Annotated in this window: 25 protein-coding genes and 1 other RNA gene; 14 read left to right on the top strand and 12 right to left on the bottom strand. The window is 65.1% G+C overall.

Going from position 1 to position 25,927, the window contains the following annotated elements:
- Positions 1-121: 121 nt before the first annotated feature.
- A complete protein-coding gene (locus tag JQ635_RS24335; protein WP_211412313.1) occupies positions 122-2,977 on the top strand; it encodes an ATP-binding protein in 2,856 nt (951 codons plus the stop codon).
- Positions 2,978-3,081: 104 nt separating this feature from the next.
- On the opposite strand, the gene JQ635_RS24330 is transcribed toward JQ635_RS24335, so the two are convergent.
- Positions 3,082-5,103, bottom strand: coding sequence for a DUF3857 domain-containing transglutaminase family protein (locus tag JQ635_RS24330; RefSeq protein ID WP_211412312.1), 2,022 nt, complete (start codon positions 5,101-5,103; stop codon positions 3,082-3,084).
- Between the two features lie 167 nt (positions 5,104-5,270).
- Entirely contained in the window at positions 5,271-5,942 is a 672-nt protein-coding gene (locus JQ635_RS24325) for a response regulator (protein ID WP_018643430.1), read from the bottom strand.
- A 342-nt stretch (positions 5,943-6,284) separates the two neighbouring features.
- On the opposite strand from JQ635_RS24325, the gene JQ635_RS24320 reads away from it, so the two are divergent.
- The gene (locus JQ635_RS24320) at positions 6,285-7,910 is read left to right on the top strand and encodes an MFS transporter (RefSeq protein ID WP_211412311.1); all 1,626 of its coding nucleotides are present in this window, start codon (positions 6,285-6,287) and stop codon (positions 7,908-7,910) included.
- Positions 7,911-7,969: 59 nt separating this feature from the next.
- On the opposite strand, the gene JQ635_RS24315 is transcribed toward JQ635_RS24320, so the two are convergent.
- Positions 7,970-8,449 carry a secondary thiamine-phosphate synthase enzyme YjbQ gene (locus JQ635_RS24315; RefSeq protein WP_211412310.1) on the bottom strand — a complete coding sequence of 160 codons (480 nt, stop codon included), beginning with the start codon at positions 8,447-8,449 and terminating at the stop codon, positions 7,970-7,972.
- 160 nt (positions 8,450-8,609) lie between these two features.
- Positions 8,610-9,128, bottom strand: a complete 519-nt coding sequence (locus JQ635_RS24310; protein WP_211412309.1) for a hypothetical protein — start codon at positions 9,126-9,128, stop codon at positions 8,610-8,612.
- Between the two features lie 358 nt (positions 9,129-9,486).
- On the opposite strand from JQ635_RS24310, the gene JQ635_RS24305 reads away from it, so the two are divergent.
- The 5 genes from JQ635_RS24305 to JQ635_RS24285 all read left to right on the top strand — a co-directional run bounded on the left by JQ635_RS24305 (position 9,487) and on the right by JQ635_RS24285 (position 12,122).
- Positions 9,487-9,861, top strand: coding sequence for an AtpZ/AtpI family protein (locus JQ635_RS24305; RefSeq protein WP_018643434.1), 375 nt, complete (start codon positions 9,487-9,489; stop codon positions 9,859-9,861).
- 112 nt (positions 9,862-9,973) lie between these two features.
- On the top strand, positions 9,974-10,723 hold the full coding sequence (locus JQ635_RS24300; RefSeq protein WP_211412308.1) for a F0F1 ATP synthase subunit A: 750 nt from the start codon (positions 9,974-9,976) through the stop codon (positions 10,721-10,723).
- A gap of 53 nt (positions 10,724-10,776) precedes the next feature.
- On the top strand, positions 10,777-11,004 hold the full coding sequence (locus JQ635_RS24295; protein ID WP_018643436.1) for a F0F1 ATP synthase subunit C: 228 nt from the start codon (positions 10,777-10,779) through the stop codon (positions 11,002-11,004).
- Positions 11,005-11,064: 60 nt separating this feature from the next.
- On the top strand, positions 11,065-11,631 hold the full coding sequence (locus JQ635_RS24290; RefSeq protein WP_130365830.1) for a F0F1 ATP synthase subunit B': 567 nt from the start codon (positions 11,065-11,067) through the stop codon (positions 11,629-11,631).
- A 5-nt stretch (positions 11,632-11,636) separates the two neighbouring features.
- The gene (locus JQ635_RS24285; RefSeq protein WP_211412307.1) at positions 11,637-12,122 is read left to right on the top strand and encodes an ATP F0F1 synthase subunit B; all 486 of its coding nucleotides are present in this window, start codon (positions 11,637-11,639) and stop codon (positions 12,120-12,122) included.
- Between the two features lie 81 nt (positions 12,123-12,203).
- On the opposite strand, the gene truA is transcribed toward JQ635_RS24285, so the two are convergent.
- The 3 genes from truA to def form a co-directional block, all read right to left on the bottom strand.
- Positions 12,204-12,944 (bottom strand): tRNA pseudouridine(38-40) synthase TruA, encoded by a 741-nt coding sequence (gene truA, locus JQ635_RS24280; RefSeq protein ID WP_211412306.1) that lies wholly within the window; start codon positions 12,942-12,944, stop codon positions 12,204-12,206.
- Positions 12,944-13,879 (bottom strand): methionyl-tRNA formyltransferase, encoded by a 936-nt coding sequence (gene fmt / locus JQ635_RS24275; RefSeq protein ID WP_211412305.1) that lies wholly within the window; start codon positions 13,877-13,879, stop codon positions 12,944-12,946. Before fmt ends, truA begins: the two co-directional genes overlap by 1 nt.
- A 209-nt stretch (positions 13,880-14,088) precedes the next feature.
- Positions 14,089-14,613, bottom strand: coding sequence for a peptide deformylase (gene def / locus JQ635_RS24270; RefSeq protein ID WP_211412304.1), 525 nt, complete (start codon positions 14,611-14,613; stop codon positions 14,089-14,091).
- Positions 14,614-14,784: 171 nt separating this feature from the next.
- Here def and JQ635_RS24265 point away from each other — a divergent pair, with 171 nt between their 5' ends.
- Both JQ635_RS24265 and JQ635_RS24260 read left to right on the top strand, forming a co-directional pair.
- Positions 14,785-15,984, top strand: a complete 1,200-nt coding sequence (locus tag JQ635_RS24265) for a DNA recombination protein RmuC (RefSeq protein ID WP_211412303.1) — start codon at positions 14,785-14,787, stop codon at positions 15,982-15,984.
- A gap of 186 nt (positions 15,985-16,170) precedes the next feature.
- Positions 16,171-17,538 carry an AmpG family muropeptide MFS transporter gene (locus tag JQ635_RS24260; RefSeq protein WP_211412302.1) on the top strand — a complete coding sequence of 456 codons (1,368 nt, stop codon included), beginning with the start codon at positions 16,171-16,173 and terminating at the stop codon, positions 17,536-17,538.
- 117 nt (positions 17,539-17,655) lie between these two features.
- On the opposite strand, the gene JQ635_RS24255 is transcribed toward JQ635_RS24260, so the two are convergent.
- The 5 genes from JQ635_RS24255 to ffs form a co-directional block, all read right to left on the bottom strand.
- Positions 17,656-18,093: a hypothetical protein gene (locus tag JQ635_RS24255; RefSeq protein WP_211412301.1), complete on the bottom strand. Its 438-nt coding sequence runs from the start codon at positions 18,091-18,093 to the stop codon at positions 17,656-17,658.
- Between the two features lie 30 nt (positions 18,094-18,123).
- The gene (gene recR / locus JQ635_RS24250; RefSeq protein WP_027561562.1) at positions 18,124-18,726 is read right to left on the bottom strand and encodes a recombination mediator RecR; all 603 of its coding nucleotides are present in this window, start codon (positions 18,724-18,726) and stop codon (positions 18,124-18,126) included.
- A gap of 1 nt (position 18,727) precedes the next feature.
- Positions 18,728-19,048 carry a YbaB/EbfC family nucleoid-associated protein gene (locus JQ635_RS24245; protein WP_211412300.1) on the bottom strand — a complete coding sequence of 107 codons (321 nt, stop codon included), beginning with the start codon at positions 19,046-19,048 and terminating at the stop codon, positions 18,728-18,730.
- Positions 19,049-19,073: 25 nt separating this feature from the next.
- Positions 19,074-20,915, bottom strand: coding sequence for a DNA polymerase III subunit gamma/tau (locus tag JQ635_RS24240; RefSeq protein ID WP_211412299.1), 1,842 nt, complete (start codon positions 20,913-20,915; stop codon positions 19,074-19,076).
- A gap of 94 nt (positions 20,916-21,009) precedes the next feature.
- Positions 21,010-21,106, bottom strand: an RNA gene (gene ffs / locus JQ635_RS24235) — signal recognition particle sRNA small type.
- A gap of 183 nt (positions 21,107-21,289) precedes the next feature.
- Here ffs and JQ635_RS24230 point away from each other — a divergent pair.
- From JQ635_RS24230 to JQ635_RS24210, 5 genes are all read left to right on the top strand, one after another.
- Complete coding sequence (locus JQ635_RS24230) at positions 21,290-22,135, top strand: transporter substrate-binding domain-containing protein (protein ID WP_211412298.1); 846 nt, start codon at positions 21,290-21,292, stop codon at positions 22,133-22,135.
- Positions 22,136-22,358: 223 nt separating this feature from the next.
- Positions 22,359-23,021, top strand: coding sequence for an amino acid ABC transporter permease (locus JQ635_RS24225; protein WP_211412297.1), 663 nt, complete (start codon positions 22,359-22,361; stop codon positions 23,019-23,021).
- Entirely contained in the window at positions 23,018-23,812 is a 795-nt protein-coding gene (locus JQ635_RS24220) for an amino acid ABC transporter ATP-binding protein (RefSeq protein WP_211412296.1), read from the top strand. The genes JQ635_RS24225 and JQ635_RS24220 overlap by 4 nt, the downstream gene beginning before the upstream one ends.
- Complete coding sequence (locus JQ635_RS24215; RefSeq protein WP_211412295.1) at positions 23,812-24,567, top strand: SDR family NAD(P)-dependent oxidoreductase; 756 nt, start codon at positions 23,812-23,814, stop codon at positions 24,565-24,567. Before JQ635_RS24220 ends, JQ635_RS24215 begins: the two co-directional genes overlap by 1 nt.
- Positions 24,564-25,691 carry a muconate cycloisomerase family protein gene (locus tag JQ635_RS24210; RefSeq protein ID WP_211412294.1) on the top strand — a complete coding sequence of 376 codons (1,128 nt, stop codon included), beginning with the start codon at positions 24,564-24,566 and terminating at the stop codon, positions 25,689-25,691. The genes JQ635_RS24215 and JQ635_RS24210 overlap by 4 nt, the downstream gene beginning before the upstream one ends.
- Positions 25,692-25,927 lie beyond the last annotated feature (236 nt).

Genomic DNA, 25,927 nt, shown 5'->3' with positions numbered 1-25,927 from the left:
TGAGGCCGGCAGGGAACCCGGTTGGGAGGCCTGCGTACGCGGTCTGATGCCGATGCAAAGCCGGTCTTGCCGGATCGATGCCCGGTGGTTATCCGGTTTTCCAAATGAGCAAGATTTCGCGATGACTGAACCGGCCGCGCCCGCGGCAACGACACTGTCGTTCGGGCCATTCACCGTGAGGCCGCATGAGAGGCTCGTGATGCGCGACGGCGTCGCGCTGCCGATGGGCGCCAAGAGCTTCGACACGCTGATCGCGCTGATGTCGCGGCCGAACGAGGTCGTCAGCAAATGGGACCTGATAGCGCAGGTCTGGCCCGGCATGGCCGTCGAGGAGGCCAACTTACGCTTTCACATCGCGGCGCTTCGCAAAGTCCTCGGCGGCGGCAAGGACGGCGCCCGCTACATCACCACGCTCTCGGGCCGCGGCTATTGCTTCGTGGCGCCGATCTCGCAAACGCAGATTGCGGCGAAGCCGCGCCCGGCACCGCGGATGGAGCTGCCGCCGGTGAAACTGCCGAACCGGCTGCAGCGAATGGTCGGACGCGACGATGCGGTCGCCGCCATCTCGGACAAGCTCATCACCGCCCGCTTCGTCACGATCGCCGGCCCGGGCGGCGTCGGCAAGACGGCCGTTGCCGTGGCGATCGCTCACGACCTGCTCGAAACGTTCTCCGACGCCGCACACTTTGTCGATCTTGCCGCGCTGAGCGATCCCGATCTCGTGATCACGTCGATCCTGCTGATGCTGGGCCTGCCGGCCGAGACCGATGATCCCCTGCCCGCGCTGCTCGCGCATATCAGGGACAAGCGGATGCTGCTGATCCTGGACAATTGCGAGCACGTCATCGCCGCGGCGGCACCGCTGGCGGCGGAGATCTTCCACGCCGCGCCGCATGTCCATATCCTCGCAACCAGCCGTGAAGCCCTGCGTGTCGAGGGCGAGCAGGTCTATCGATTAGCGCCCCTCGCCGTTCCGCCGGACAGTGCCGGGCTGACTGCGGCGGCCGCGCAGACTTATCCCGCGCTTCAGCTTTTCATCGAACGGGCCACCGCCGCCGGCGCGCAGATCGCGCTCGACGACGGCAATGCCGCGATCGTCGCCGGCGTCTGCCGCAAGCTCGACGGCATGGCCCTGGCGATCGAGCTCGCCGCCGGCCGGGTCGAGGCCTACGGCCTGGAGCAGACGGCGGCGCTGCTCGACGAGCGCCTCAATCTCCTCTGGCAGGGTCAGCGCACCGCGCCGCCGCGGCAAAAGACGTTGCAGGCGACGCTGGACTGGAGCTACGGGCTGCTGTCCGACATCGAGCGCCTCGTGCTGCGCAGGCTCGCGGTCTTCGCCGGCCATTTCACCATCGACGCCGCGCTCGATGTCGTGCCGGACGAACACGTCGACCGCGCCCGGCTGTTCGACGCCATCGACAGCCTCGTCGCCAAGTCGATGGTCGCGCCGCGACCGATCGGTGCCATGATGCGTTACCGCCTGCTCGACACGACGCGCGCCTATCTGCTCGAGAACGAGCCAAGCGACGCGGCGCTCTCGGCACGTCACGCGACCTACTACCGCCGATGGCTGGAGCAGGCCGGCATGACATGGGCGGCGGTGCCGAGCGCCGACGAACGGGCCATCCATTTCTCTGCGCTTCACAATGTCCGGGCCGCACTGGACTGGTGTTTTGGCGCGAATGGCAATGCGAACATCGGCATCGCGCTTGCAGCTGCAGGAGCGCCCATCTTTCTCGCGATGTCGCCGCTGATCGAATGCCGTCGCTGGTCGGAACGGGCGCTGCTTGCGATCGATGCGTCCTCGCGCGGCAGTGCCGAGGAGATGCACATCCAGGCCGCGCTCGGCCTGACCTTGATGTTCACGCGCGGCGGCAGCGAGGCGGCGCGCACGGCCTTGAGCCGGGGCCTCGCGATCGCGGAGGCGCGCGGCGACGCTCCGAACCAGCTTCAGCTGCTCGGCCGGATGCACATTTTCCACGAGCGGATGGGACAGTTCGACGCCGCGCTTGGTTACGCCCGGCAGAGCCTCACCGTCGCCGAGACGCTGGGCGATGCGGGCTCGATCGCCCTCGCCCACTCCCTCCTGGGGGTCTCGCTGCATCTGGCCGGCGAGCATCGTGACGCACCGAACATGCTGCAGGCTGCCTGGCAGGGGCCTGGCACGGAACGCATCAGCACGGTCCACGGCTTCGATCACCGCAACCGCGCCGGCATCTCGCTGGCACGGGAGCTTTGGTTGCAGGGCCGGTCCGCGGATGCGCGGCAACTGGCTCAGCAGACGGTCGACGAAGCCGCGCAGATGGATCATCCGATCACGCTCTGCATCGCGCTGATCTGGGCGGTTTCGATCGACCTCTGGAGCGGAGAGCTCGACGATGCGGACGAGAACATCGACCGCTTCATCGCGCATGCCGAGTCGCGCTCGATGGGCCCCTATCTCGCGGTCGGCCGGGGCGTCAAAGGCGAACTCGCGATCCGGCGCGGTGACGCCGCCGGCGGCGTCGAGACGATAAGAGCCAGCCTGCGCGAGCTTCACGATGCCGGTTACGAGCTGCTCACCACGACGTTCAACATCGCGCTGGTGCAGGGGCTTCTGGCGCTCGGGCGGGTCGAACAGAGCGCGTGCCTGATCGACGATGCGATCCGCCTCGTCGAGCAGAGCGGCGATCATCTCTATATGCCCGAGCTGCTGCGGATGAAGGGCAGAGTTCTGTTGTCGCTGCCAGAATCCAAGGCTGAGCAGGCAGAAGCCCACTTCACGCAGTCATTGGATTTGAGCCGCCGCAAGAGCGCAAAAGCCTGGGAGCTGCGGACCGCGATCGACCTTGCCGAATTCCTCGCGGCGCGCGACCGGCGCGAGGAAGCGACGCGATTGCTTCAAGCGGCTCTTGAGGGCTTTGCGGAAGGTTCCGATACGGCGGATATCAGGGCCGCCAATGAACTGCTACTGACATTATCAACTCCGTCATCCTGAGGTGCGAGTGGCGCAATGCAAAAGCATTGCGCCGGGAGCCTCGAAGGATGAACGGCCGAGATGCCAGCCGGGCCCATCACACGATGCGTGAATTCATCCAACGATCACCGCCGGGCAAACAGGATACTGATCAGGAAGATCAGCACCCATCCACCCCACACGACATACCAAAAGAGGCGAAGAGCGAACAGGAAACGGACCTTTAGGCTCAACCATTGGCGAATCCTGCCGAACCGCTGGCGGCCTGTGAGGATGAACAGGTTTTCCCCGAGCTTCTTCGCGATGTCGTTGTAGGCTCGGAGTTCGGCGGCAGCGAGCAACCAAGCATCAATCACCAATTCCTGGGATGCCGTGACCGTTCGCCCATTGACCAGCGATCGGTCGATGAAACTGACACCGGATGCTTCGAGCCGATACAACCAGCCATCGCCGCGCCAACGGCTCGGCATGTTCAGCCGGACGAATCCTGTCATCTTGCGAGGACGGCCGAGTACGATGTCGATCTCGCGGCGTTCGCCCGGAAGAGGCTGCAACTCCCGACCCAGTGCGCGGGCAACCACCAGCTTCAATTGCGATCCGTCATCGGCGGGCTTCCAGCAATCGCGAACCTCATAGTTCAAACTCAACGTGACTGTGTTGCGATCTTTGTCGTCCTGAATCTCCATCGGAGCGGTCTCGGCAGCGCCGGGCCAAACGTCCTGCAATTCCCGCAGCATGGTCTGGGCAAATGCGCTTGGACCATCGTTGGCGAAGCGGTTCCGTATCGCGTCGGCGGCCCAGAAGGAATAGTCGATCTTCCGCCTGACGATCGCCGGCGATGTCACCTTCGGTCCGATCGTAATGTCGTCCTCCCAATGCAGGACATGGAGGGCCGCACCGCGCCCGAGTTCTTCCAACTCGACTGTTCCGTGCGACAGCACGAGCCCCCATCCGATATGCGGCTGGAAGACGTGCTTGAGGGTGCCCGACTGAACGCTGGCCGTCGGATCGAGCCAATAGCTCCTCTCATCCAGCCGAAGCCGAACAATGCAGTGATCGAACACAGCCGAGCTTGGGAGAAACCGGTTCAGGGAGTAACCATGTGTCGTCGAAACCAGGGCCGCGCAGGCGTCCAGTCCCATCCGCCGGGCGCCGGCAACATAAAGGGTTGCCGCATCCTTGCAGTCGCCGAAGCGCGTACTCCAGATCGCATCGAGGGCGCGCGGCGTCAGCCCGCCCTCACCCAGTGAAAAGGCAAAATAGCGCAGTTCCCGCTGCACGAACCGCAACCACTCGACAGCACGCCGATCGGGCTCAGGGGTAGCCGCCGCGAGGCGGTCGACCTCCTCGGCAAGCGCAGGCGGAAGCTCAGTCCCCTCATAGAATGGTGCAAGAAGGCGAGCGACGTCGCTCCAGCTCTCGAACTCGCTGAACTGAAGTGCGGGCCGCAGCAGCACCCAAGACGGCGTCAGCGCCTCGATGGTGCGGCGCTCCTGCCCGGTCATCCGCCAGCGGACATCCTCCGTCTGCCCGGCTACCACAACAGCCGCCTCGGGCGGATCGTTGTAGGCCTTGGCGATGACATTCCGCTCTAGCGGTCGCAGAAGTCTGTGCCGATGCTCGAACCACGGATTGAAGGAATCGAAGACAACCCACGCGGCGTGGCGTCGGCCCAGGACGGGAACGTTGCCATAGACGGTGACTGCGAGGTCGACGATGTCGCCGATCCGCACATCCGGAATCAGCAACGACGCGGTCAACCGCCCGTCGAAGATGAGACGTTCCAGATTGGTCTCGCGCCGGAGCAATTGGAAAGCATCGGCCTTGGCATGCTCGATGACCTCGGCACCACGCAAGACCCGCACGAAGTGGACGTCGATGCGCTGGTAGCCGGGATCGAACTCGACGACCACATTCGCGGCGCGTTCGGCCCCCTCTCGCGTCAGGACCCGCTGGACGGTGCGGCAGTGCCAGGCCTGCTCGGAATTGCGCAGATCAAGCTGCGAATCATAGAGCAGCCGACAAAGGCCGCTGGCAACGCAGGAGACGTCCGTATCTGGAATCTCGCTTCGGTAAGGCTGGTGGTCGATCCAGTCGGGTAACGGGACACACTGGACGAGGTCTTGCGCAATCCGTTCCAGCCTCACATCCGCGCCCCGAGAGTACCTTTGCAACCAACCACGCCAAGGTTGTAGCAAAAGGAAGCCATGGTGCAAGCCAGACAACGACGACTGATGTGCGGCGGGACGGCGAATACAGATGCTTGATGTCGATGCGCCCCATCATGGGCGGCGCGGCACGAGCCGCCGCGACTTCACCCCGTCGGCGTGCCCTGCTTCCACTGGCCGCCGGCGATCTTCGCGGCGGCGATCACGGCTTGCGTCCGGCTCTCGACACCGAGCTTTTGCAGGATCGCCGAGACATGCGCCTTGATGGTGGCTTCGGAGACGCCGAGCTCGTAGGCGATCTGCTTGTTGAGGAGACCCTCGGACAGCATCATCAGGACCCGGACCTGCTGCGGGGTCAACGTGACCAGGCGGTCGCGCAGGCGCGTCATGTCGGGATCGGCAGCGGCGGACAGGTCGGTGTCGGCGGGGACCCAGACGTCGCCTTCCATCACCTTGAGAATGGCGTCGCGCAGTGTCTCGACGCCGAACCGCTTGGGAATGAAGCCGGAGGCGCCGAAATCGAGCGAGCGGCGGATCGTGGCGCTGTCGTCGGAGGCCGAGACGATCACCACCGGGACCGCCGGATATTGCGCGCGCAGATAGATCAGGCCGGAGAAGCCGGAGATCCCCGGCATCGAGAGGTCGAGCAGGATCAGGTCGACGTCGGAGGTCTGCTCCAGGAGCTTGGTCAGGTCCTCGAACGATCCCGCCTCGTCGATCCTGGCCGAGGTCAGGACACTCGCCACAGCCTGCCGCAGCGCGTCGCGGAACAGGGGGTGATCATCGGCAATGACGAGATGGGTCGAGGGAGCGTTCATCGTTCTCTTGCTGTCGTTCGCAACCGGCCGGCGAGTCGATGCCGCGGCAGGCCAATTCTTCCCTGCCCGGCCGTGGCATGCAAGTGCGCATTATCCCTTTGCTGCAAAGGGGTTAATCCGCAGGCCTTCGCGGCGCGCACCGGCGCCCGATACCGGGCAGTCAGGTGCGCGTCAGTGCGCAAGGCCGAAAGTCGTATTGGGGCGGGTTTCACGCCGATGTTACCTTGCAGGCAAGACCTGGGTCGATCCGGCATGTCCGGACGCCCGGGGCGCGAGGAAACGTATTTCGGGGAGCGACTCAATATGTCGACAATGGCTGTGTCTCAGGCTGGCGCAGGAGGGATGACGAAGGACGAACGATTCGTCATTCTCGCCTCCTCGCTCGGTACCGTTTTCGAGTGGTACGATTTCTACCTCTACGGGTCGCTCGCCTCGATCATCGGCGTGCAGTTCTTCTCGGATTATCCGCCGGCCACACGCGACATCTTCGCGCTGCTGGCATTCGCCGCCGGCTTCCTGGTGCGCCCGTTCGGTGCGATCGTGTTCGGCCGTATCGGCGACATCGTCGGCCGCAAATACACCTTCCTCGTCACCATCCTGATCATGGGTCTTTCGACCTTCATCGTCGGCCTGCTGCCCAGCGCGGCGACGATCGGCATCGCAGCCCCGATCATCCTGATCGCGCTGCGCCTCGCCCAGGGCCTTGCGCTCGGCGGTGAGTATGGCGGTGCGGCGACCTATGTCGCGGAGCACGCGCCGAACGGCAAGCGCGGCTACTACACCTCCTTCATCCAGACCACGGCGACGCTCGGCCTGTTCCTGTCGCTGCTGGTGATCCTGTTCACCCGCACCGCGACCGGCGAAGCCGATTTCGCGAAGTGGGGCTGGCGCATCCCGTTCCTGGTCTCGGTGCTGCTGCTCGGAATCTCGGTCTGGATCCGGCTGCGCCTCAATGAATCGCCGATCTTCCAGAAGATGAAGGAAGAAGGAAAGAGCTCGAAGGCGCCGCTGACGGAAGCCTTCGGCAACTGGCAGAACGGCAAGCTCGTGCTGCTCGCCCTGCTCGGCGGCACCATGGGCCAGGGCGTGGTCTGGTACACGGGGCAGTTCTACGCACTGTTCTTCCTGCAATCGATCCTGAAGGTCGACGGCTATACCGCCAACCTGCTGATCGCCTGGTCGCTGTTGTTCGGCACCGGCTTCTTCATCGTGTTCGGTGTCCTGTCCGACAGGATCGGCCGCAAGCCGATCATCCTCGGCGGCTGCCTGATCGCGGCACTGACCTTCTTCCCGATCTTCAAGATGATCACCTCCAACGCCAACCCGGCGCTGGAAAAGGCCATCGAGCAGACCAAGGTCGAGGTGGTGGCCGATCCCGCAGGCTGCGGCGACCTGTTCAACCCGGTCGGCACCCGCGTCTTCACCGCGCCTTGCGACACCGCACGCGCCTTCCTGTCCCAGTCGTCGGTCAAGTATTCGACGACGGCCAGTCCGGCTGGCTCCGGGGTCAAGGTCGTCGTCAACGGCAAGGAGGTGGCCTACGCCAACGCCAAGGACAGCAACCCCGCGGTGCTCGCCGCGGTGCAGGCGGCCGGCTATCCGAAGGTGGGTGACGCCGGTATCGTGAAGATGTCGAATCCGTTCGACATCTTCCGCCCGCAGGTCGCAGCCATCATTGGCCTGCTGTTCATCCTGGTGATCTTCGTCACCATGGTCTACGGGCCGATCGCGGCGATGCTGGTCGAATTGTTCCCGACCAAGATCCGCTACACCTCGATGTCGCTGCCCTACCACATCGGCAACGGCTGGTTCGGCGGACTGTTGCCGGCGACCGCATTCGCGATCGTGGCCTCGACGGGCGATATCTATGCGGGTCTCTGGTATCCGATCGTGTTCGCGGTGATCACCGCCGTGGTCGGCTTCCTGTTCCTGCCCGAGACCAAGGACGTCGACATCAAGGCGACCTGATCGAAGACTGCGAACCCAAGCGACACGAACCGGCCGCGGTCTCCGCGGCCGGTTTTGCTTTAGCCCTGGTCGTTACTGCCGATGAATTGCAGCACCACCTCGCGCCGGTGCGGGCGGGCGCGGTGCTCGATCAGATAGATCGCCTGCCAGGTGCCGAGCGTAAGCCTACCGTTCAGGACCGGGACCTGAAGCGACGTCTGCGTCAGCATGGTCTTGATATGCGCGGGCATGTCGTCCGGTCCCTCGGTGTCGTGCGTCCAGCCGGCGTTCTCCGGCGCAAGCCGGGACAGTGCGGTGGTGAGATCGACGAGCACGGAGGGATCGGCATTCTCCTGGATCGTCAGCGACGCCGAGGTGTGGCGAACGAACAGCGTCAACGCGCCTTCGCGTGCGTGCGCCTCGGCGACGAATTTTGCGGCTTCGCTGGTGAGGTCGGTAAAGCCGCGGCCCAGCGTCTGCACGGTCAGCAGCGACGATGAGATGGTGGTGGCTTGCACCGCCGATGGCGCCGAGCGGGTTACGGATTTGGCTGATGTCATCAAAGGTCTCGACTGATCGAACACTGCCGTAGGGTAGGCAAAGGCGCAAAGCGCCGTGCCCACGTCTTCTTTCATCGTTGTAGAGACATGGTGGGCACGGCGTAAGAACGCCTTTGCCCACCCTACGGCACCTCAACGCATGGATAGCGCGAAGGGGCCCTCAAATCTTTCCCGACACGTCCTTTTGCACCCGGTTGGCCATGTCGATCAGCCGACGCCAGGCCTTTTCCAGGAACGACATCACGCGATCGAGGTCCTGATCGCTTGGCAGCGGAATCTCGATCTTGCGGTCGCCCTCGGCGACCTTCGGGTCCGCCTTCTTCAGCGGGTCGGATTTCGGCAGCGCCTCATCGATCTTGCCCGACACGGTCGGCCCGGCCGCGAGCTGTCCCTTTAGCTTCTCGACCTCGGCCTGGAGCCTGCCGATCTCGGCATCGAACGCGGCGCGCTCGTCGGGCACCGCGTAGCAGGCCCAGCCGGTGCCGTTCTTGCTGCAGGTCGACATCGTGCCGGTGCGGGTGTCGAGCCGCAGCACCCCCTCCGGGATGGGTGTCATGGCGTAGCGGCCGTTTTCGCTGTCGGGCGCCGATTGCGCGGCCACCAAGCTGCCGCTGACAACCATCACAGCGGCGAACGACGCCGCGAGCCATGATGCTGTGGATGACGTCACTGGTCTCATCGCGCTCTCCGCCACGACGCGCAGGTCGCACGCCCGCCATTCTATACCCCGGCGAGGTCATGCGCCGCCAAAAACACCGCCTGGAATCAACGATCCCGCCGGCCCGTTTGATCCCGGCAGCGCTGCGAAATGGCGACGACATCCACCGATCAAGAGGAGAGCTGCTGCGGTGCGGCGTCACGCTGTGCGCAGCGCTGCCGCACGCGCCAATATTATCAAATAAATCAGCTACATAGCGGAAAGCGACGCAATCGTGACTTGGCTTGACTTGATTATAGGCCATCAGTATGGTCCGCGCGGCTTTTGAGGGTGGCGGGCGTAATTTCCATTCAGCCGGTGCGTTTCGGGTCTTCGTTGCATGACACAGGGCACGGGACACGGCGAGAATGGAGATCGCGATAGATCGCCCGAGGAAGCTGCGCTTTCCGAACGGCTCGGAAATCTTGATCAGCGGTTGTCCGAACTTCGCGACCGCCGCACCAAGACCGAGCAACCCGCAGGTGACGGTGAGGACAGAGCGGCCAGAGCCTCGGCGATGGCGCTTGGTTTTCGGTTATCCTCCGAGTTGGTCGCCGGTGTCGCTGTCGGGGCGGGGATTGGCTGGGGGTTCGACCGCTTGCTGTCGACGTCGCCTTTCGGATTTATCGTGTTCCTGCTGCTGGGCTTCGTGGCCGGCGTGGTGAATGTGGTGAGATCGGCGGGCGCGGGTCAAAACAGGCGCGGTGGTTCGTAGGGCGATCCGCACAGGAGAGGAATGATCGTGCCGGCCTTGCCGGTACGGGCCGGCCCGGCCGGCAGACCGAGACCCGCCGGCATTGCCCGGCAGACCAAGAGATGCCGCGCCGATGAAAATCGATCCGATCCACCAGTTCAACATCGAGCCTCTCTTCACGATCGGCCATATCGGCAATCAAACGATCGCCTTCACCAATTCATCGCTCTACATGCTGGTGGCAGTTGCGATCATCTCGCTCCTGATGCTCGCCAGCGGCGCGCAGCTGATTCCCGGGCGCCTGCAGTCGGTCGCCGAAATCTCCTACGAATTCGTCGCCTCGACCATCCGTTCGACGGCCGGCGCGGAAGGCATGAAGTTCTTCCCGCTGATCTTCTCGCTGTTCATGTTCATCTGCGTCTCGAACCTGGTCGGCATCATCCCCTACACCTTTACGGTCTCGAGCCACCTGATCGTCACCGTAGGACTGGCGCTGCTGGTCTTCTTCACCGTGCTGATCTACGGCGTCGCCAAGAACGGCCTGAAATTCTTCTCGATTTTCGTTCCTCACGGCGTCCCCGGCTACATCCTGCCGCTGGTCATGTTCATCGAGATCCTGTCGTTCTTCCTGCGGCCGGTCTCGCACAGCATTCGTCTGTTCGCCAACATGCTGGCCGGCCACATCGCGCTGAAGGTGTTCGCGGGCTTCGTCGCCATGCTGGGCTTCTCGCTCGGCGCCATCGGCTGGGTCGGCGGCGTGCTGCCGCTGGCGCTCACGGTCGCGCTGTACGCCCTCGAGATTCTGGTCGCGTTCCTGCAAGCCTATGTGTTTGCGATCCTGACCTGCATCTACCTCAACGACGCCATTCATCCGGGACACTGAGCGGTCCGGGGAATTTCCACCCACAACCCAATCTTTCTTCCAAGGAGTCTAAAATGGATCCGGCAGCAGCAAAACTTATCGGCGCGGGCATCGCGTGCATCGGCATGGGCGGTGCGGGCGTCGGCGTGGGCGTGATCTTCGGCAACTACCTCGCCGCAGCTGTCCGCAATCCGTCGGCCGCTCAGGGCCAGTTCGGCAACCTGATCTTCGGCTTCGCCGTGACCGAAGCGCTCGGCATCTTCTCGCTGCTGATCGCGCTGCTTCTGCTGTTCGTTTTCTGAGAACGACTTCTTTCGCGCCGCTTCATCCGAAGCGGCGCGTGACAGCAACAGGAGTACTCCATGGCCGAGAGTCATGGCGGGGCAAAAGGTCCGGCGGCGGGCGCTCACACCGAAGCCGATGGCGGTCATCACGGCGGCGGTTTTCCGCCGTTCGAGAGCAGCACTTTTGCTTCGCAGCTGGTGTCGCTCGCGATCTTCTTCGTCCTGCTTTACGTGATCGTGTCCAAGCTCGCTCTGCCGAAGGTCGGCGGTGCGATCGAGGCGCGCCAGAACAAGATCGAGGGTGACCTCGCTGAGGCGCAGGCGCTGAAGGACCAGTCCGAGGCGGCGCTGAAGGCCTATGAAGGCGAGCTCGCTTCGGCGCGTTCGCGGGCACAGGCGATCGGCAACGAATCCCGCGACAAGGCGAATGCGCAGGCGGATGCCGAGCGCAAGGCGCTGGAAGAGCAACTGGCGGCCAAGCTCGCCGAGGCGGAGAAGACCATCGCCTCGACCCGCACGACCGCCATGAGCAACGTCCGCGGCATCGCGGCCGATGCGGCAGGCCAGATCGTGCAGCAGCTCACCGGTGTCATTCCGGATGCGGCGTCGGTCAATGCCGCCGTTGATGCGTCCTTGAAGGGTTAGTCGAGATGTTCTTCGATCCTGAAACCTGGGTCGCCGTCGCCTTCGTGGTCCTGATGGTCGTGTTCGGCTATCTCGGGGTCTTCAAGTCGGCGATGACGGCGCTGGATCATCGCGCCGCCCGCATCAAGGCCGAGCTCGACGACGCGACGCGCCTCAAGCAGGAAGCGGCCAAGGTGCTCGCCGACTACAAGGCGCGCAGTGCCACCGCCGAGCGCGAGGCTGCCGACATCATCGCCAACGCCAAGTCCGAAGCCGAGCGCATCGCGACCGAGGCCAAGGCGAAGATGGAAGACTTCGTCGCCCGCCGCACCAAGACCGCGGAGAGCAAGATCGCGCTCGCCGAGGCCCAGGCGCTGGCCGATGTCCGCGCCGCAGCCGCGGAAGCCGCCGTCCAGGCCGCCTCCACGATCCTGTCGCAGTCGGTCAAGGGCCAGGTCGCCGACGACCTGCTCGCCAAGGGCATCAACGAGGTTCGGCAGAAGCTGAACTGAGGGGTTCGCCTTCACCAATCAAAAAGCCGGTGCGCGAGCGCCGGCTTTTTTGTTCGTCCGATAGCGCTCCCGCAACCCGCCTCACTCGTAATCCACCTTCATCAGGTACAGCCCGTCCGGCGGGGCGACGATGCCGCAGGCGGCGCGGTTGCGGGCAGCAAGCGCTGCGGAGAGATCGTCCGCGGTCCAGCGGCCCTCGCCGACCCACACCAGCGAGCCCACCATCGAGCGCACCTGGCTGTGCAGGAACGAGCGCGCCGAGGTGATGATCGTGATCTCGCGGCCGTCGCGAATCACATCGAGCTGGTCGAGCGTCTTCTCCGGCGATTTGGCCTGGCACTCGGTGTCGCGGAAGGTGGTGAAATCGTGCTTGCCGAGCAGACGCTGCGCCGCCGCGTGCATGGCCTCGGCATCGAGCCGGCGCGGCACGCGCCAGGCGTGGCCGACATCGAGCGCGAGATTGGCGCGGGTGTTGATGACGCGGTAGCGGTAGTGGCGCTTCACGGCCGAAAAGCGCGCCTCGAACGTGTCAGGCACGATCTCGGCTTCCAGCACCGCGATCGGATGCGGACGCAGATGCGCATTGAGCCCGTCGCGAAAACGGCCGGGCGGAAACTGCTTCTCGACGTCGACATGCGCGACCTGGCCGCGCGCATGCACACCGGCATCGGTGCGACCCGCACCATGCACCCGCAGATCCGCGCCGGTCATCGCCTTCACCGCCGCCTCGAGCGCGCCCTGCACCGACGGCAGGGTGTCCTGCACCTGCCAGCCGAAGAACGGCGCGCCGTCATATTCGATGGTGAGCTTGTAGCGGGGCATCAGGCCAGCCGCATCGGCGGCTTCACAGGCACGCCGCGCAGGAAGTCCGCGGCCTGCATCCGGCCCTTGCCCTCGCGCTGAAGCTCGATGATGCGAATGGCATCCTCGCCGCAGGCGATCGTGAGCTGCTCATCCAGCACCGCGCCCGGCTCGCCCGATCCTTTCGCGAGCTCGCAGCGCAGGATCTTGACGCGCGCATTGTCGGTGACGCCGGCAAGCTCGGCCCAGGCACCGGGAAACGGCGAAAGGCCGTGAATGTGGCGCAGCACCGCGCGCGCAGGCTTGCTCCAGTCGATCCGTGCCTCGGCCTTGTCGATCTTGGCGGCATAGGTGACTCCGTCCTCGCTCTGGGTCTTGAGCTGGAGCCCGCCGCGTTCGAGCGCGGCCATGGCACGGACCATCAGGTCGGCACCGAGGCGAGAGAGGCGATCGTGCAGGTCGAGCGCGGTCATGTTGTCGGCGATTGGAAGCCGCTCCGCCATGGCAACGTCGCCGGTGTCGAGACCGACATCCATCTTCATCACCATCACGCCGCTCTCGGCATCGCCAGCCATGATAGCGCGGTTGATGGGCGCAGCGCCGCGCCAGCGCGGCAGCAGCGAAGCATGCAGATTGTAGCAGCCGAGCTTGGGGGCATCGAGGATCGCCTGCGGCAGGATCATGCCGTAGGCGACGACGACGGCGGCGTCAGCATCGAATGCGCGAAACTCTTCCAGCGCTTCTTCCGTCTTCAGCGTCTTCGGCGTCAGCACGGGAATGCCGAGTTTTCGTGCGGCGTCCTCGACCGGCGTCGGCTGCAATTGCAGGCCGCGCCGCCCGCCCGGCTTCGGCGCACGCGTATAGACAGCCGCGATCTCATGGCCATGCGCGACCAGCTCGAGCAGCGTCGGCACGGAGAAATCGGGCGTGCCCATGAAGATGAGGCGGAGAGGCATGACAAGGACTCGGTACGTTCCCTCCCCCCTTGCGGGGGAGGGTTAGGGAGAGGGGTGCCACACGACGCGCTCGCTCGGCGTTAGCGCGGGTGCCTTGCTTGCGCTCCGCAAATCAGGAGCACCGTTTGCTGGGCTACCCCTCTCCCCCGCCCTCCCCCGCAAGGGGGGAGGGGCGCAGGGGAGCATGCGGCAACACAGTCGTCTAGAACTCACTCCGCGCGCTTGGCGGCTTTCTCGAACTTCTTCATCACGCGGTCGCGCTTGAGCTTCGACAGATAGTCGACGAACAGCACGCCATTGAGATGGTCGATCTCGTGCTGGATGCAGGTGGCGTAGAGGCCTTCGGCATCCTCCTCGTGCACCTTGCCGTCGAGATCGGTGAAGCGCACGCGCACCTTCGCAGGTCGCTCGACCTCCTCGTAATATTCGGGGATCGACAGGCAGCCTTCCTCGTAGACCGACAGCTCTTCGGAGGAAGCCAGGATCTCCGGATTGATGAAGACGCGCGGAAGCGGCTTGGTCTCGCCGTTCTCGTCGCGCTTGGCGAGATCCATGGTGATCAGCCGCAAGGGTTGCGCGACCTGGATCGCAGCCAGGCCGATGCCGGGCGCGTCGTACATGGTCTCGAACATGTCGTCGGCAAGCTTGCGGATCTCCGAAGTGACCTTCTCGATCGGCTTGGAGACCAGGCGCAGCTGCTTGTCGGGCAGGATGATGATTTCTCGTAGGGCCATGGCCGCGATTTAAGCCCCGCGCCGGATGCGGTCAATGCGGCGAGGAACCCTGTTAACCCTCCGCTAACCAGAAAACTTCAGGTTTCGTTAACCATAAAAATTCTGGGACCATTAACCGAACGCGTTCCCTCTTCGTTCGCGCCGGACGGCGAATCGGTTAGAAGAGCTGGCATGAACGAGATCATTGTCATGCTCGGCGACTGGCCGGTGCGCACCATCGACGCGCTGATCGGCTTCGGTGCGCTCGTCCTCATCCTGCTGGTTGTGATTGCGGTCGTGATCGCGCGTTCAGGGCGGCGTGGGGCGGAACTCGCCATGGCGCACGCGATCCGGGCCGATGAGCTCGAGGAGCGCCTCGCCCAAGTGCTGCGCGCCCAGAGCGAGGCCTCGGGCCGGGTCGACGCCATGACCCAGGCGCTGGCCGGCCGCCAAGCCGAGATGGCGCGCGCGGTCAACGAGCGGCTGGATTCGGTCACCCACCGCGTCGGACAGTCCATGGAACATTCGACCCGCAACACCATGGAGAGCCTGCGCGCCCTGCACGAGCGGCTCGGCATCATCGACAACGCGCACAAGAACCTCACCGACCTCACCACGCAGGTGACCACCTTGCGCGACGTGCTCGCCAACAAGCAGTCGCGCGGCGCCTTCGGCCAGGCGCGGATGGAGGCGATCGTCCAGGACGGTCTTCCCAAGGGATCCTACGAGTTCCAGTTCACGCTCTCGACGGGGAAACGGCCCGACTGCGTCGTGTTCCTCCCCGACCAGCGCCCGCTCTGCATCGACGCCAAATTCCCGCTGGAGGCAATGACGGCACTGCACGACGCCCGCACCGACGAAGAGAAGCGTATCGCCACACAGCGCCTGCGCGGCGACGTGATGAAGCATGTCAGCGACATCGCCGAAAAATACCTCGTCACCGGCGAGACCCAGGAGATGGCGCTGATGTTCGTGCCGTCGGAATCGGTCTACGCGGAAATCCATGACGGTTTCGACGACGTGATCCAGAAGGCCTATCGCGCCCGCGTCGTGCTGGTGTCGCCCTCGCTGTTGATGCTCGCGATCCAGGTGATGCAGCAGATTATGAAGGACGCGCGCATGCGCGACGCCGCCGACCAGATCCAGACCGAGGTGATCAAGCTCGGCGACGATTTGGGACGCCTGCGCGAGCGCGTGCTGAAATTGCAGAAACATTTCTCCGACGCGAACGAGGACGTCCGCCAGATCCTGATCTCCGCCGACAAGATCGAGAAGCGCGCGGGGAGAATCGAGGAGCTCGATTTCAGCAAGACCGATGCGCCGGAAGGGCCGAGGCTGGTGGCGACCGGCGCGCCGGAGTTGTTTCCGAGGAAGCTCCAGGCGGGGGAGTGATGTCTTCACCTCTCCCCGCTTGCGGGGAGAGGTCGGATCGCTCTTGCGATCCGGGTGAGGGGGTACAGGTCCCACGACCACCTCATCCGCGGAGAAAGGCCCCTCACCCCGCCCTCTCCCCGTAAGAACGGGGAGAGAGAGAGAGAGAGACGAGGCATCACGGCCAGAATCTGCTAACACCTGCCCATGACCGCACCCGACGCGACTTCCGGAACCGTCCAAACCAGTGCCGACGCCCCCTCCTGGCGCGAGAGCCTTGCCGTGTACCTGCAACCGCGGGTGCTCATCGTGCTGTTCCTCGGCTTCTCCTCGGGGCTGCCGCTGGCGCTGTCGGGCTCGACGCTGCTGGTGTGGATGCGCGAGGCCGGGGTCGATCTCAAGACCATCGGCCTGTTCGCGCTGGTCGGTACGCCCTACACGCTGAAGTTCCTGTGGGCGCCGCTGGTGGATGCGCTGCATGTGCCGCTGTTCACCCGCGCCTTCGGACGGCGGCGCGGCTGGCTGGTGTTCTCGCAATTGCTGCTGATCGTCTCGATCGTGCTGCTGGCGATGACCGATCCCGCGCGTTCGCCGTTCTACGTTGCGCTCGGCGCGCTGCTGGTGGCGACGACGTCGTCGACGCAGGACATCGTGGTCGATGCCTTCCGCGTCGAAAGCCTGCCCGAGAGCGAGCAGGCGGCCGGCATGGCGGCCTACGTCGCCGCCTATCGCATCGGCATGCTGGTCTCGACCGCGGGCGCGCTGTTCATCGTTTCCGGCTTCGAGAACACCGGCATCACCCGCACCTCGGCCTGGATGTGGGGCTATGTGGTGATGGCGACGATGGTGCTGATCGGGACGGTCACGGCGCTGGTCGCGACCGAGCCCGAGCAATCGGTGCGGGCCGAGGCGGCGACGCACGAAGAGAGCGCGTTCACGCGCGTGCTGCACGCGGCGATCGGCGCCTTCTCGGAATTCCTGTCGCGCAAGGACGCGCTCGCGGCGCTCGCTTTCGTCGTGCTTTTCAAGTTCACCGACGCCTTCTCGGGCACGATGACGGCGCCGTTCGTGATCGATCTCGGCTTCACCCGCAACGACTATGCGGCGATCGTGAAGGGCGTGGGACTCGCTGCGACCCTGATCGGCGGGTTCGCCGGTGGTTTCGTCGCGCGGCGCTACTCGCTGGCGACATCGCTGTGGATTGGCGGCGTGGTGCAGGCGCTCGCCAATCTGTCCTTCTCCTGGCTCGCCGTGGTCGGCACCAATCAATGGGCGCTGGCGCTCGCCATCTGCGCCGAGAATTTTACCAGCGCCATCGGCACCGTGATCTTCGTCGCCTATCTCTCCGCGCTGTGCCAGAATCCGCTGCACACGGCGACGCAATATGCGCTGCTCACCGCGCTCGCGGCGGTGGGGCGGACGTATCTGTCATCGAGCGCAGGCTATGTTGCGGAGACCACGGGGTGGCCGCTGTTCTTCGTGATCTGCGTGCTGGTGGCGATCCCGAGCCTGATGCTGCTGACCTGGCTGCAGAAGCGCGGGCACTTTGAGGCGCTGGGGCCGGTGAGGGTGTAGGGCGCCTTTGTAGGGTGGGTTAGCGAAGCGTAACCCACCTCTTCTGCTTCCGCGGATATGAACAGTGGTGGGTTACGCCTTCGGCTAACCCACCCTACGGCACCTTGCCTGCCGCCCCTACTGCTTCTTCACCAGGCTCCACTTCGTGATCACGGCCTCGCTCATCTGGCCGGGATCGCTGGCGCAGGCGACCTCGTCGACCTTGACCGAGATCTCCTTGCCGACGAACGATTTCAGCTGCGTGGCCTGCGCGTCGCTGGAGGTGACGAGTTGGAAAGTCTCGGGGCCGGTCTCGAGGTTGCACAGCCCGTTCGGCGCCGGCAGGCGGCGCGGCTCGGATGTGATCTGGTACATCGCAACACGCTTGCCGGCGTTCTTGACGTCGCGCACCTTCATCGCGTTCAGCTCGCCCGAGAGCACGTCGCCGGTGTTGATCGGCTTGCCGGGCTTGGGGGCCGGCGGCGCCGCATCGTCCTGCTGCGCGGAGATGGCCGGCGTCACCAGCAGCATCATCGTCGCGACCAAAGCCGAGCGTGTGGCGAAAAGTTTCGTCATGTCGTCCGTTCCGTGAGGTCTGTAGGATAGCTAGAACAGGGTCCGCTGCCGCATGGCGGCCGATAGCGTACCTTCGTCGAGATAATCAAGCTCGCCACCGACCGGCACACCATGCGCGAGCCGGGTTACTTTTACGTTGGCGTCCTGAAGCAGGTCGGTGATGTAGTGCGCCGTGGTCTGGCCGTCCACCGTTGCGTTCAGCGCCAGGATGATCTCGTGCACCTCGGCAGCATGCGCGCGCGCCACCAGCGCGTCGATGGTGAGGTCCTGCGGGCCGACACCGTCGAGCGGTGACAATGTCGCGCCCAGCACATGATAGCGCCCCTGGGTCGCATTGGCCCGCTCCAGCGCCCAGAGGTCGGCGACGTCGGCGACGACGACGATAATCGCGGGATCGCGCTTCGGGTCGGTGCAGACCGTGCAGGGATTTTGCGTGTCGATGTTGCCGCAGGTCTTGCAGACCTGGACCTTGTCCAACGCGACCTGCAAGGCGGACGACAGCGGCATCATCAGCGCTTCGCGCTTCTTGATCAGATGCAGCGCCGCGCGCCGCGCGGAGCGCGGGCCAAGGCCCGGCAGCCGCGCGAGAAGCTGGACCAGCCGCTCGATCTCGGGACCTGCAACCGCGCCCATGTTACTGGCCGAACAGCCCCGGCGGCAGGCCGAGCCCACCGGTGAGCGACTGCATCTTGTCCTGCACCGCCGTCTCCGCCTTGCGGCGGGCATCGCCGAGCGCGGTGACGAGCAGGTCTTCCAGCACCTCGCGCTCCTCCGGCTTCATCAGCGAGGGATCGATCTTGATGCCCTTCACGTCCATCTTGGCGGTCATGCGCACCGCGACGAGACCACCGCCGGAGATGCCTTCAACTTCCACATTGGCGAGCTGCTCCTGCATCTCCTGCATCTTGGATTGCAGCTGCGCCGCCTGCTTCATCATGCCGAGAAAATCAGCCATCGATATGTGTCCTTGGAAAATTGGCTCAGAGATCGTCGTCGCCGTCGGAACCGTCGGGCGGATCGTCACTGCCATAGTCCGCATTAATATTGGATTCCGGCGCCTCGGGGGCAAGCCTGCGGACCTCGACGACCTTCGCACCGGGGAAGCGCGACAGCACCTCCTGCACGCGCGGGTCGGCTTCGGCGGTACGCGCATGCTCCTGCTTGGCGGCCTGGTTCACCGAGCGCAGCGTCGGCTGGCCCTGCTCGTTCGAGACGATCACCGTCCAGCGCCGGCCGGTCCACAGCTCGAATTTCTTCGCAAGCTCCGAGATCATGGTCTTGGAGGCGTTGGGCTCGAGCGCGACTTCGAGCCGGCCCTCCTCGAAACGGACGAGGCGCATGTCGCCCTCGAGCGCGCTCTTGGTCATGATGTCGCGCTTCTGGCCGGCGAGCGCGACGAGCTGAGTGAAGCTCGTGATGCGCAGCTGGGGCGCCGCACCTTGCGGATCGGGCGCTGGTGCCGCCATCTGCGGACGGGCAGCGCCGCCGAACCCGGTCGGCGACGATGTCGGCATACGAACGGGCGAGGCCGACGCAACCGGCGCCGCCGAGGCCATCGGTGCGGCCGGCGCATTGCTGCGTGCAGCACCGCCGCCGTTCACGACCGGCGAGCCGCCGCCGTTCTGCTCCAGCATCCTGATCGCTTCGTCCGGTGTCGGCAGGTCGGCGACATAGGCGATGCGCACCAACACCATCTCGGCGGCCGCGGCCGGGCGCGTCGCGGCCTGCACCTCGGTGATGCCCTTGAGCAGCATCTGCCACATCCGCGACAGCACGCGCATCGAGATTTTCGAGGCGAAATCCTTCGCGCGGACGCGCTCGGTCTCGCCATAGGCAACATTGTCGGCCGTCGCCGGCACGATCTTCACGCGGGTGACAAAATTGACGAATTCGGCGAGGTCCGAGAGCACGACGATCGGATCGGCGCCGACATCGTACTGGTCGCGGAACTCCTTGAAGGCGGCCGCGATGTCGCCGCGCGCCAGCGAATCGAAGAGGTCGATGACGCGGGTGCGGTCGGCGAGGCCCAGCATCTGCCTGACCGCGTCGGCCTTCACCTGCCCCGCCGCATGCGCGATCGCCTGGTCGAGCAGCGACAGCGAATCACGCACCGAGCCTTCGGCCGCGCGGGCGATGATGCCGAGCGCCTCGGGCTCGATCTCGACGCTTTCCTTGGCGGCGATGTTGGCGAGGTGCTTCATCAGCACGTCGGCCTCGACGCGGCGCAGGTCGAAACGCTGACAGCGCGACAGCACGGTGACCGGAACCTTGCGGATCTCGGTCGTCGCGAACACGAACTTGGCGTGCTCCGGCGGTTCCTCCAGCGTCTTCAGGAAGGCGTTGAACGCCGCCGTCGACAGCATGTGGACTTCGTCGATGATGTAGACCTTGTAGCGGGCGCTGGCCGGCGCATAGCGCACGCTGTCATTGATCTGGCGGACGTCGTCGACGCCGGTATGCGAGGCCGCGTCCATCTCCAGCACGTCCATGTGCCGGCTTTCCATGATCGCCTGGCAATGCACCCCTAAGGTCGGCATGTGGATGGTCGGCCCCTGCACCGAGCCGTCCGACATCTCGTAGTTGAGCGCACGGGCCAGGATGCGCGCTGTGGTGGTCTTGCCGACACCGCGGACGCCGGTGAGGATCCAGGCCTGCGGAATGCGGCCGGTCTCGAACGCATTGGAGACGGTGCGGACCACGGCCTCCTGGCCGATCAGATCGTCGAAGCTGGAGGGACGGTATTTGCGCGCCAGCACCCGGTAAGGCGCGTTGCCAGCCGGGCCGGCGCTGTCAGGATTGGGAGGGGCGCCAGCGTCGGTCATCGGTCGATCCGCAATGAAATCTCTCTCGGCCGGCTTTTGCGGAAAGGAGCGCGCTGGCGGGGAGCCCGCCGGCGCAATTCGCTCGGAAAAACAGGTAGGAGACTGACGAGCGACCCGATCCGGACCTCGTTAGGGCTGCTTCCTTCCGGACCTGACCCGGTTGGCGAGTGGCTCGTCCACCGCCAATCTCCCGGTCCCTATTTGGGGCCAAAGGGAGCGGAAAGCAAGCGGGTATCGGCGCGAACGGATCGAGTTTGCCCAGCATCCGGGCAATCCCGGGCCTGCCCAGCCGATAGGCTGTGCTTTCACTGCTGGCGCCGCCTTGGTAAGAACGCGGCCGGAACTCCATCCAACCAGAAAAGCGATTGATCCCAATGGTTACACGTCGTGATGTTGCATCGATTGTCGGACTTGGCGCCGTGACCGCGGCCGCGCTGGCGGCGCCGGCCGTGGCCCAGACCGCCGATCCGAACGAATCGACCTTCGCCCGCATCCGCCGGACCAAGAAGATGCGGATCGGCGCGGTCGGCGGCGGCGCGCCCTACTACATGAAGGACCTCGCCACCGGCCAGTGGAAGGGCTTCTACATCGACATTGCCAAGGGGCTTGCCGACGACATGGAGGCCGAGCTCGAGATCACCGAGACCACCTGGGGCAATTCGGTGCTCGACCTGCAGTCCAACAAGATCGACATCTTCTTCGGCCTCAACCCGACCCCGAAGCGCGCGCTGGTGGTCGACTTCTCGGTGCCGGTCTTCAACAACGCCTTCGGCATTCTCTGCAAGAAGGACTTCAAGCCGAAGAGCTGGGCCGAGCTGAACTCGCCCGACATCAAGATCGCGGTCGACCAGGGCTCTTCGCACGACCAGGTCGTCAGCCGCCTGACGCCGAAGGCGCAGATCACCCGGCTCAAGACCGCCGATGATGCCACCGCCGCGCTGCAAACCGGCCGCGTCGACGCGCAGTGCCTGATCACCATGCTGTCGCTGACCGTGCTGAAGAAGAACCCCTCGCTCGGCCAGTTCGTGCTGCCGACGCCTATCTTCGCGACGACCTCGAACGCCGGCTTCCGCCGCGAGGCCGACAAGACCTGGCGCGACTACGTCAACACCTGGATCGACTTCAACAAGGGCCTCGGCTTCATCCGCAACGCGATCATCACCAACATGGAGCTCGTGGGCGTGACCGAAGCGGACATTCCGCCGGGCGTGTCGTTGTAAGGTGATGTTCGAGGCTGGCTCGCCCCGCGGACTCCGCTCCGCCCCCTCCCCCGCTTGCGGGGGAGGGTCGGGGAGAGGGTGCTTCCACAAAGGGACTCCCCCAGAGGAGAGAGCCCTCACCCGGCGCGCTGACGCGCACCGACCTCTCCCGCAAGCGGGAGAGGTGCAGTGAGACTGCCGCTCTGCCAAACCAAACTTCGTCGCGACTGAGGTCCGAAAGAATATGTATCAGTGGGACTTCGGCATCCTCTGGAGCTATCGCTGGCTCTTTCTCAACGGGCTCGGCGTCACCGTCGGCTTCACCGTGGTCATCGTCGTCTGCGGGCTGCTATTCGGCCTGCTCGGCGCATTCGGCAGCCTGTCGCGCTTCAGGGCGCTGCGGCTGACCGCGCTGGCTTTCATCGAGGCATTTCGCTGCACGCCGATCCTGGTGCAGCTGATCTGGTTCTACTACGCACTGCCGATTCTCGCCGGTGTCGAGATGACGCCGATCACCGCCTCGGCGCTGGCGCTCTCGCTCTATGGCGGCTCGTTCTATTCGGAGATCATTCGCGGCGGCATCGTCTCGATCGACAGCGGCCAGTCGGAGGCCGGTGCCGCGCTCGGCATGACGCCGATCCAGACCATGCGTCGCATCGTGCTGCCGCAGGCGATCAAGCGCATGATCCCGGCGCTGATGAACCAGTCGATCATCCAGTTCAAGAACACCTCGCTGGTTTCGGTGCTGGCGGTGCCGGACCTTGTGTATCAGAGCCAGGTCGCCGCCCATGACAGCTACCGGCCGCTGGAAACCTACACCGCGGTTGCGGTCGCCTATGCCGCGATCCTGATTCCGCTCACCATCATCGTCCGGCGCGGCGAGAAGCGACTGGCGGTCAGCGAATGAGCGACACAACGAAGATCGAGATCCGCAGCCTGCGCAAGAGCTTTGGCAGCAACGAGGTCCTGAAGAACATCAATCTCGACGTCGCCAAGGGCGGCGTCGTCGCGCTGATCGGGCCATCGGGCTCCGGTAAATCGACGCTGCTCCGCTGCATCAACCTGCTGGTCGTGCCCGACGGCGGCAGCGTCCGCGTCGGCGACACAAGCTTTGCGTTCGGCGAGGGCGCAAAGCTGCCCGATGTGAAGACGCTGGCAAGGTTTCGCGCGACCACCGGCATGGTGTTCCAGCACTTCAACCTGTTCCCGCATATGACGACGCTCCAGAACGTGATGGAGGGTCCCGTGACGGTGCGCCGCATGGCGAAGGCCGACGCCGAGAAGCTTGCGCGGGCGCAGCTTGCCAAGGTGGGCCTCGCGGAAAAGGCAGATCAGTATCCAGCGACGCTCTCCGGCGGGCAGAAGCAGCGCGTCGCGATCGCACGCGCGCTGGCGATGGAGCCTGACGTCATGCTGTTCGACGAGGCGACCTCGGCGCTCGATCCCGAGCTCGTCGGCGAGGTGCTGAACGTGATGCAGCGCCTTGCCTCCGAGGGCATGACCATGGTGATCGTGACCCACGAGATCGCGTTTGCCCGCGAAGTTGCCGACCGCCTGATCTTCATGCGCGACGGCGTCGTGGTCGAGGAAGGCCCGGCGCGGCAGGTGATCGACAATCCAAGGGAAGCCGCCACACGCGCCTTCCTCAGCCATTTCCACCGCACCGGCGCATTGCCGCCGGCCACGCCAGCATCGTGATGCCAAACATCGATCGCGTCTATCTCGTCACAGGTGCCGCCAGCGGCATCGGCCGCGCCACCGCCAAGCTGCTCGCGGCCCCCGGCACCGCGCTGCTTCTGCACACGCGCTCCAACGCCGAAGGTCTCGACGCCACCGCCGCGGAGGCCGAAGCGAAAGGCGCCGTCGTCGCAAAATGCCTCGGCGACCTCGCCGAAGAGGCTGCTGCCGCTAACGCCATTGCCGCCGCGCAAGCCGCCTTCGGCCGGCTCGATGGATTGGTTCTCGTCGGCGGCCACGCCCGCCGCGGCAGCGCCATCGGCACGCCCGCGGATGAATTCCGCAAGGCCATGGATGAATCGGCGCTGGCCTTCACGCGGCTCGTTGACGCCGCGCTGCCGCTGCTGCGTGCCGGGAGCGATGCGCGGATCGTCGCAGTGTCGTCCTTCGTCGCACATGCGATCCGTCCCGAATTCGCTCCCTTCGCCGCGACCGCCGCAAGCCGCTCCGCACTGGAAGCGCTGGTGCGCCTCACCGCGATGGAGCTTGCGAAAGATGGCATCACCGTCAATGCGGTGTCGCCGGGCCTGATCGTCAAGGACAAGCCGAGCGAGAGCCGGCTCTCGCCCGAGCAGATCGCCGCAACCGAAGCACTGATCCCGATGCGCCGCCGCGGGCGGCCGGAGGAAGTCGCCGAAATCATCGCCTTCCTGGCATCACCGAAGGCGTCCTACGTCACCGGCCAGGTCTGGCACGTCAATGGAGGCCTGACATGACCGAAGCAACCGTCGAACGCATCAGGCTGTTCCTGATCGAAAGCCCGATCAAGATGGCGCGCCTGCAGGGCGTCGGCAACGTCAAGGGCACCGTGAAGCGCGTGCTGATCGAGCTCACCTCGAGCGACGGCGTCGTCGGCTGGGGCGAGGCGGCCCCTTGGGAGGTGTTTACCGGCACGCCCGAGGCTGCGTTCTCCGCGCTCGACATCTATCTGCGTCCCATCGTGCGCGGAAAATCCGTGCGCCGCATCCGCGCGCTGATGGCGGAACTCGACCGCGCGCTGGTCGGACACGCCGAAGCCAAGGTCGGAATCGAGATGGCGCTGCTCGACATTGTCGGCAAGTCGTCGGGACTGTCCGTCGCCGACCTGCTCGGCGGCCGCGTGCGCGACACCATCCCCCTCTCCTTCTCGATCGCCGATCCGGATTTCGCCGCCGACCTCGAGCGCATGCGAAAGATGGTTCCGGACGGCAACGTCATCTACAAGGTCAAGACCGGTGTGAAGCCGCATCGCGAGGACCTCGATCATCTCGAAGCGATCCGAAAGGAATTCGGCGACAAGGTCGATCTGCGCGTCGACTACAACCAGGCGCTGGCGCCGTTCGGTGCCATCAAGATCCTGCGCGACGTCGAAGAGTTCGCGCCGACCTTCATCGAGCAGCCGGTGCCGCGCAAATATCTCGACGTGATGGCGCAGCTCACCGCGGCGCTGGAGACGCCCGTGCTCGCAGACGAAAGCTGCTTCGACCGCCGCGACATGATGGAGGTGGTGCGCCGCGAGGCGGCGGACGTCGTCTCGATCAAGCTGATGAAGGCCGGCGGCCTGTTCGAGGCGCAGGCGATCATGGCGATCGCCGACATCGCCGGCCTGCCCGGCTATGGCGGCACGCTGTGGGAGGGCGGCATCGGGCTTGCCGCCGGCACGCAGCTGATCGCAGCCACACCGGGCATCTCGCTCGGCTGCGAATTCTACATGCCGCACCACGTGCTGACCGAGGACGTGCTGGAGGAACGCGTCGCCAACCGCGCCGGCCACGTCGTGGTGCCCGACGGCCCCGGCCTCGGCATCCGCGTCAGCGAAGCCTCCGTCCGCGCCAATGCGCGGGTGCTGGCGGAGGCGTAAAGAGGCGCCACAACCTCGCTGTCGTCCCGGGCAAGCGTCAGCGCAGCCCGGGACCCATAACCACAGGATCGAGTTTGGCGAAGATTCGGAGTTATCAGCTCGCGTAGCAACCACTCCCTGTGGTTATGGGTCCCGGAGCAGCGCGCGCCTTGGGCGCGCTTGTCCGGGACGACGAGCGCGTATGCAGTTGCCATCCTTCCCCAATCAGACCCCGTATCGTATGGTCGCACCAAACA

Source organism: Bradyrhizobium iriomotense (assembly GCF_018130765.1).
Classification (GTDB): Bacteria; Pseudomonadota; Alphaproteobacteria; order Rhizobiales; family Xanthobacteraceae; genus Bradyrhizobium; species Bradyrhizobium iriomotense_A.
This window is presented reverse-complemented; position numbering and strand designations above follow the sequence as displayed.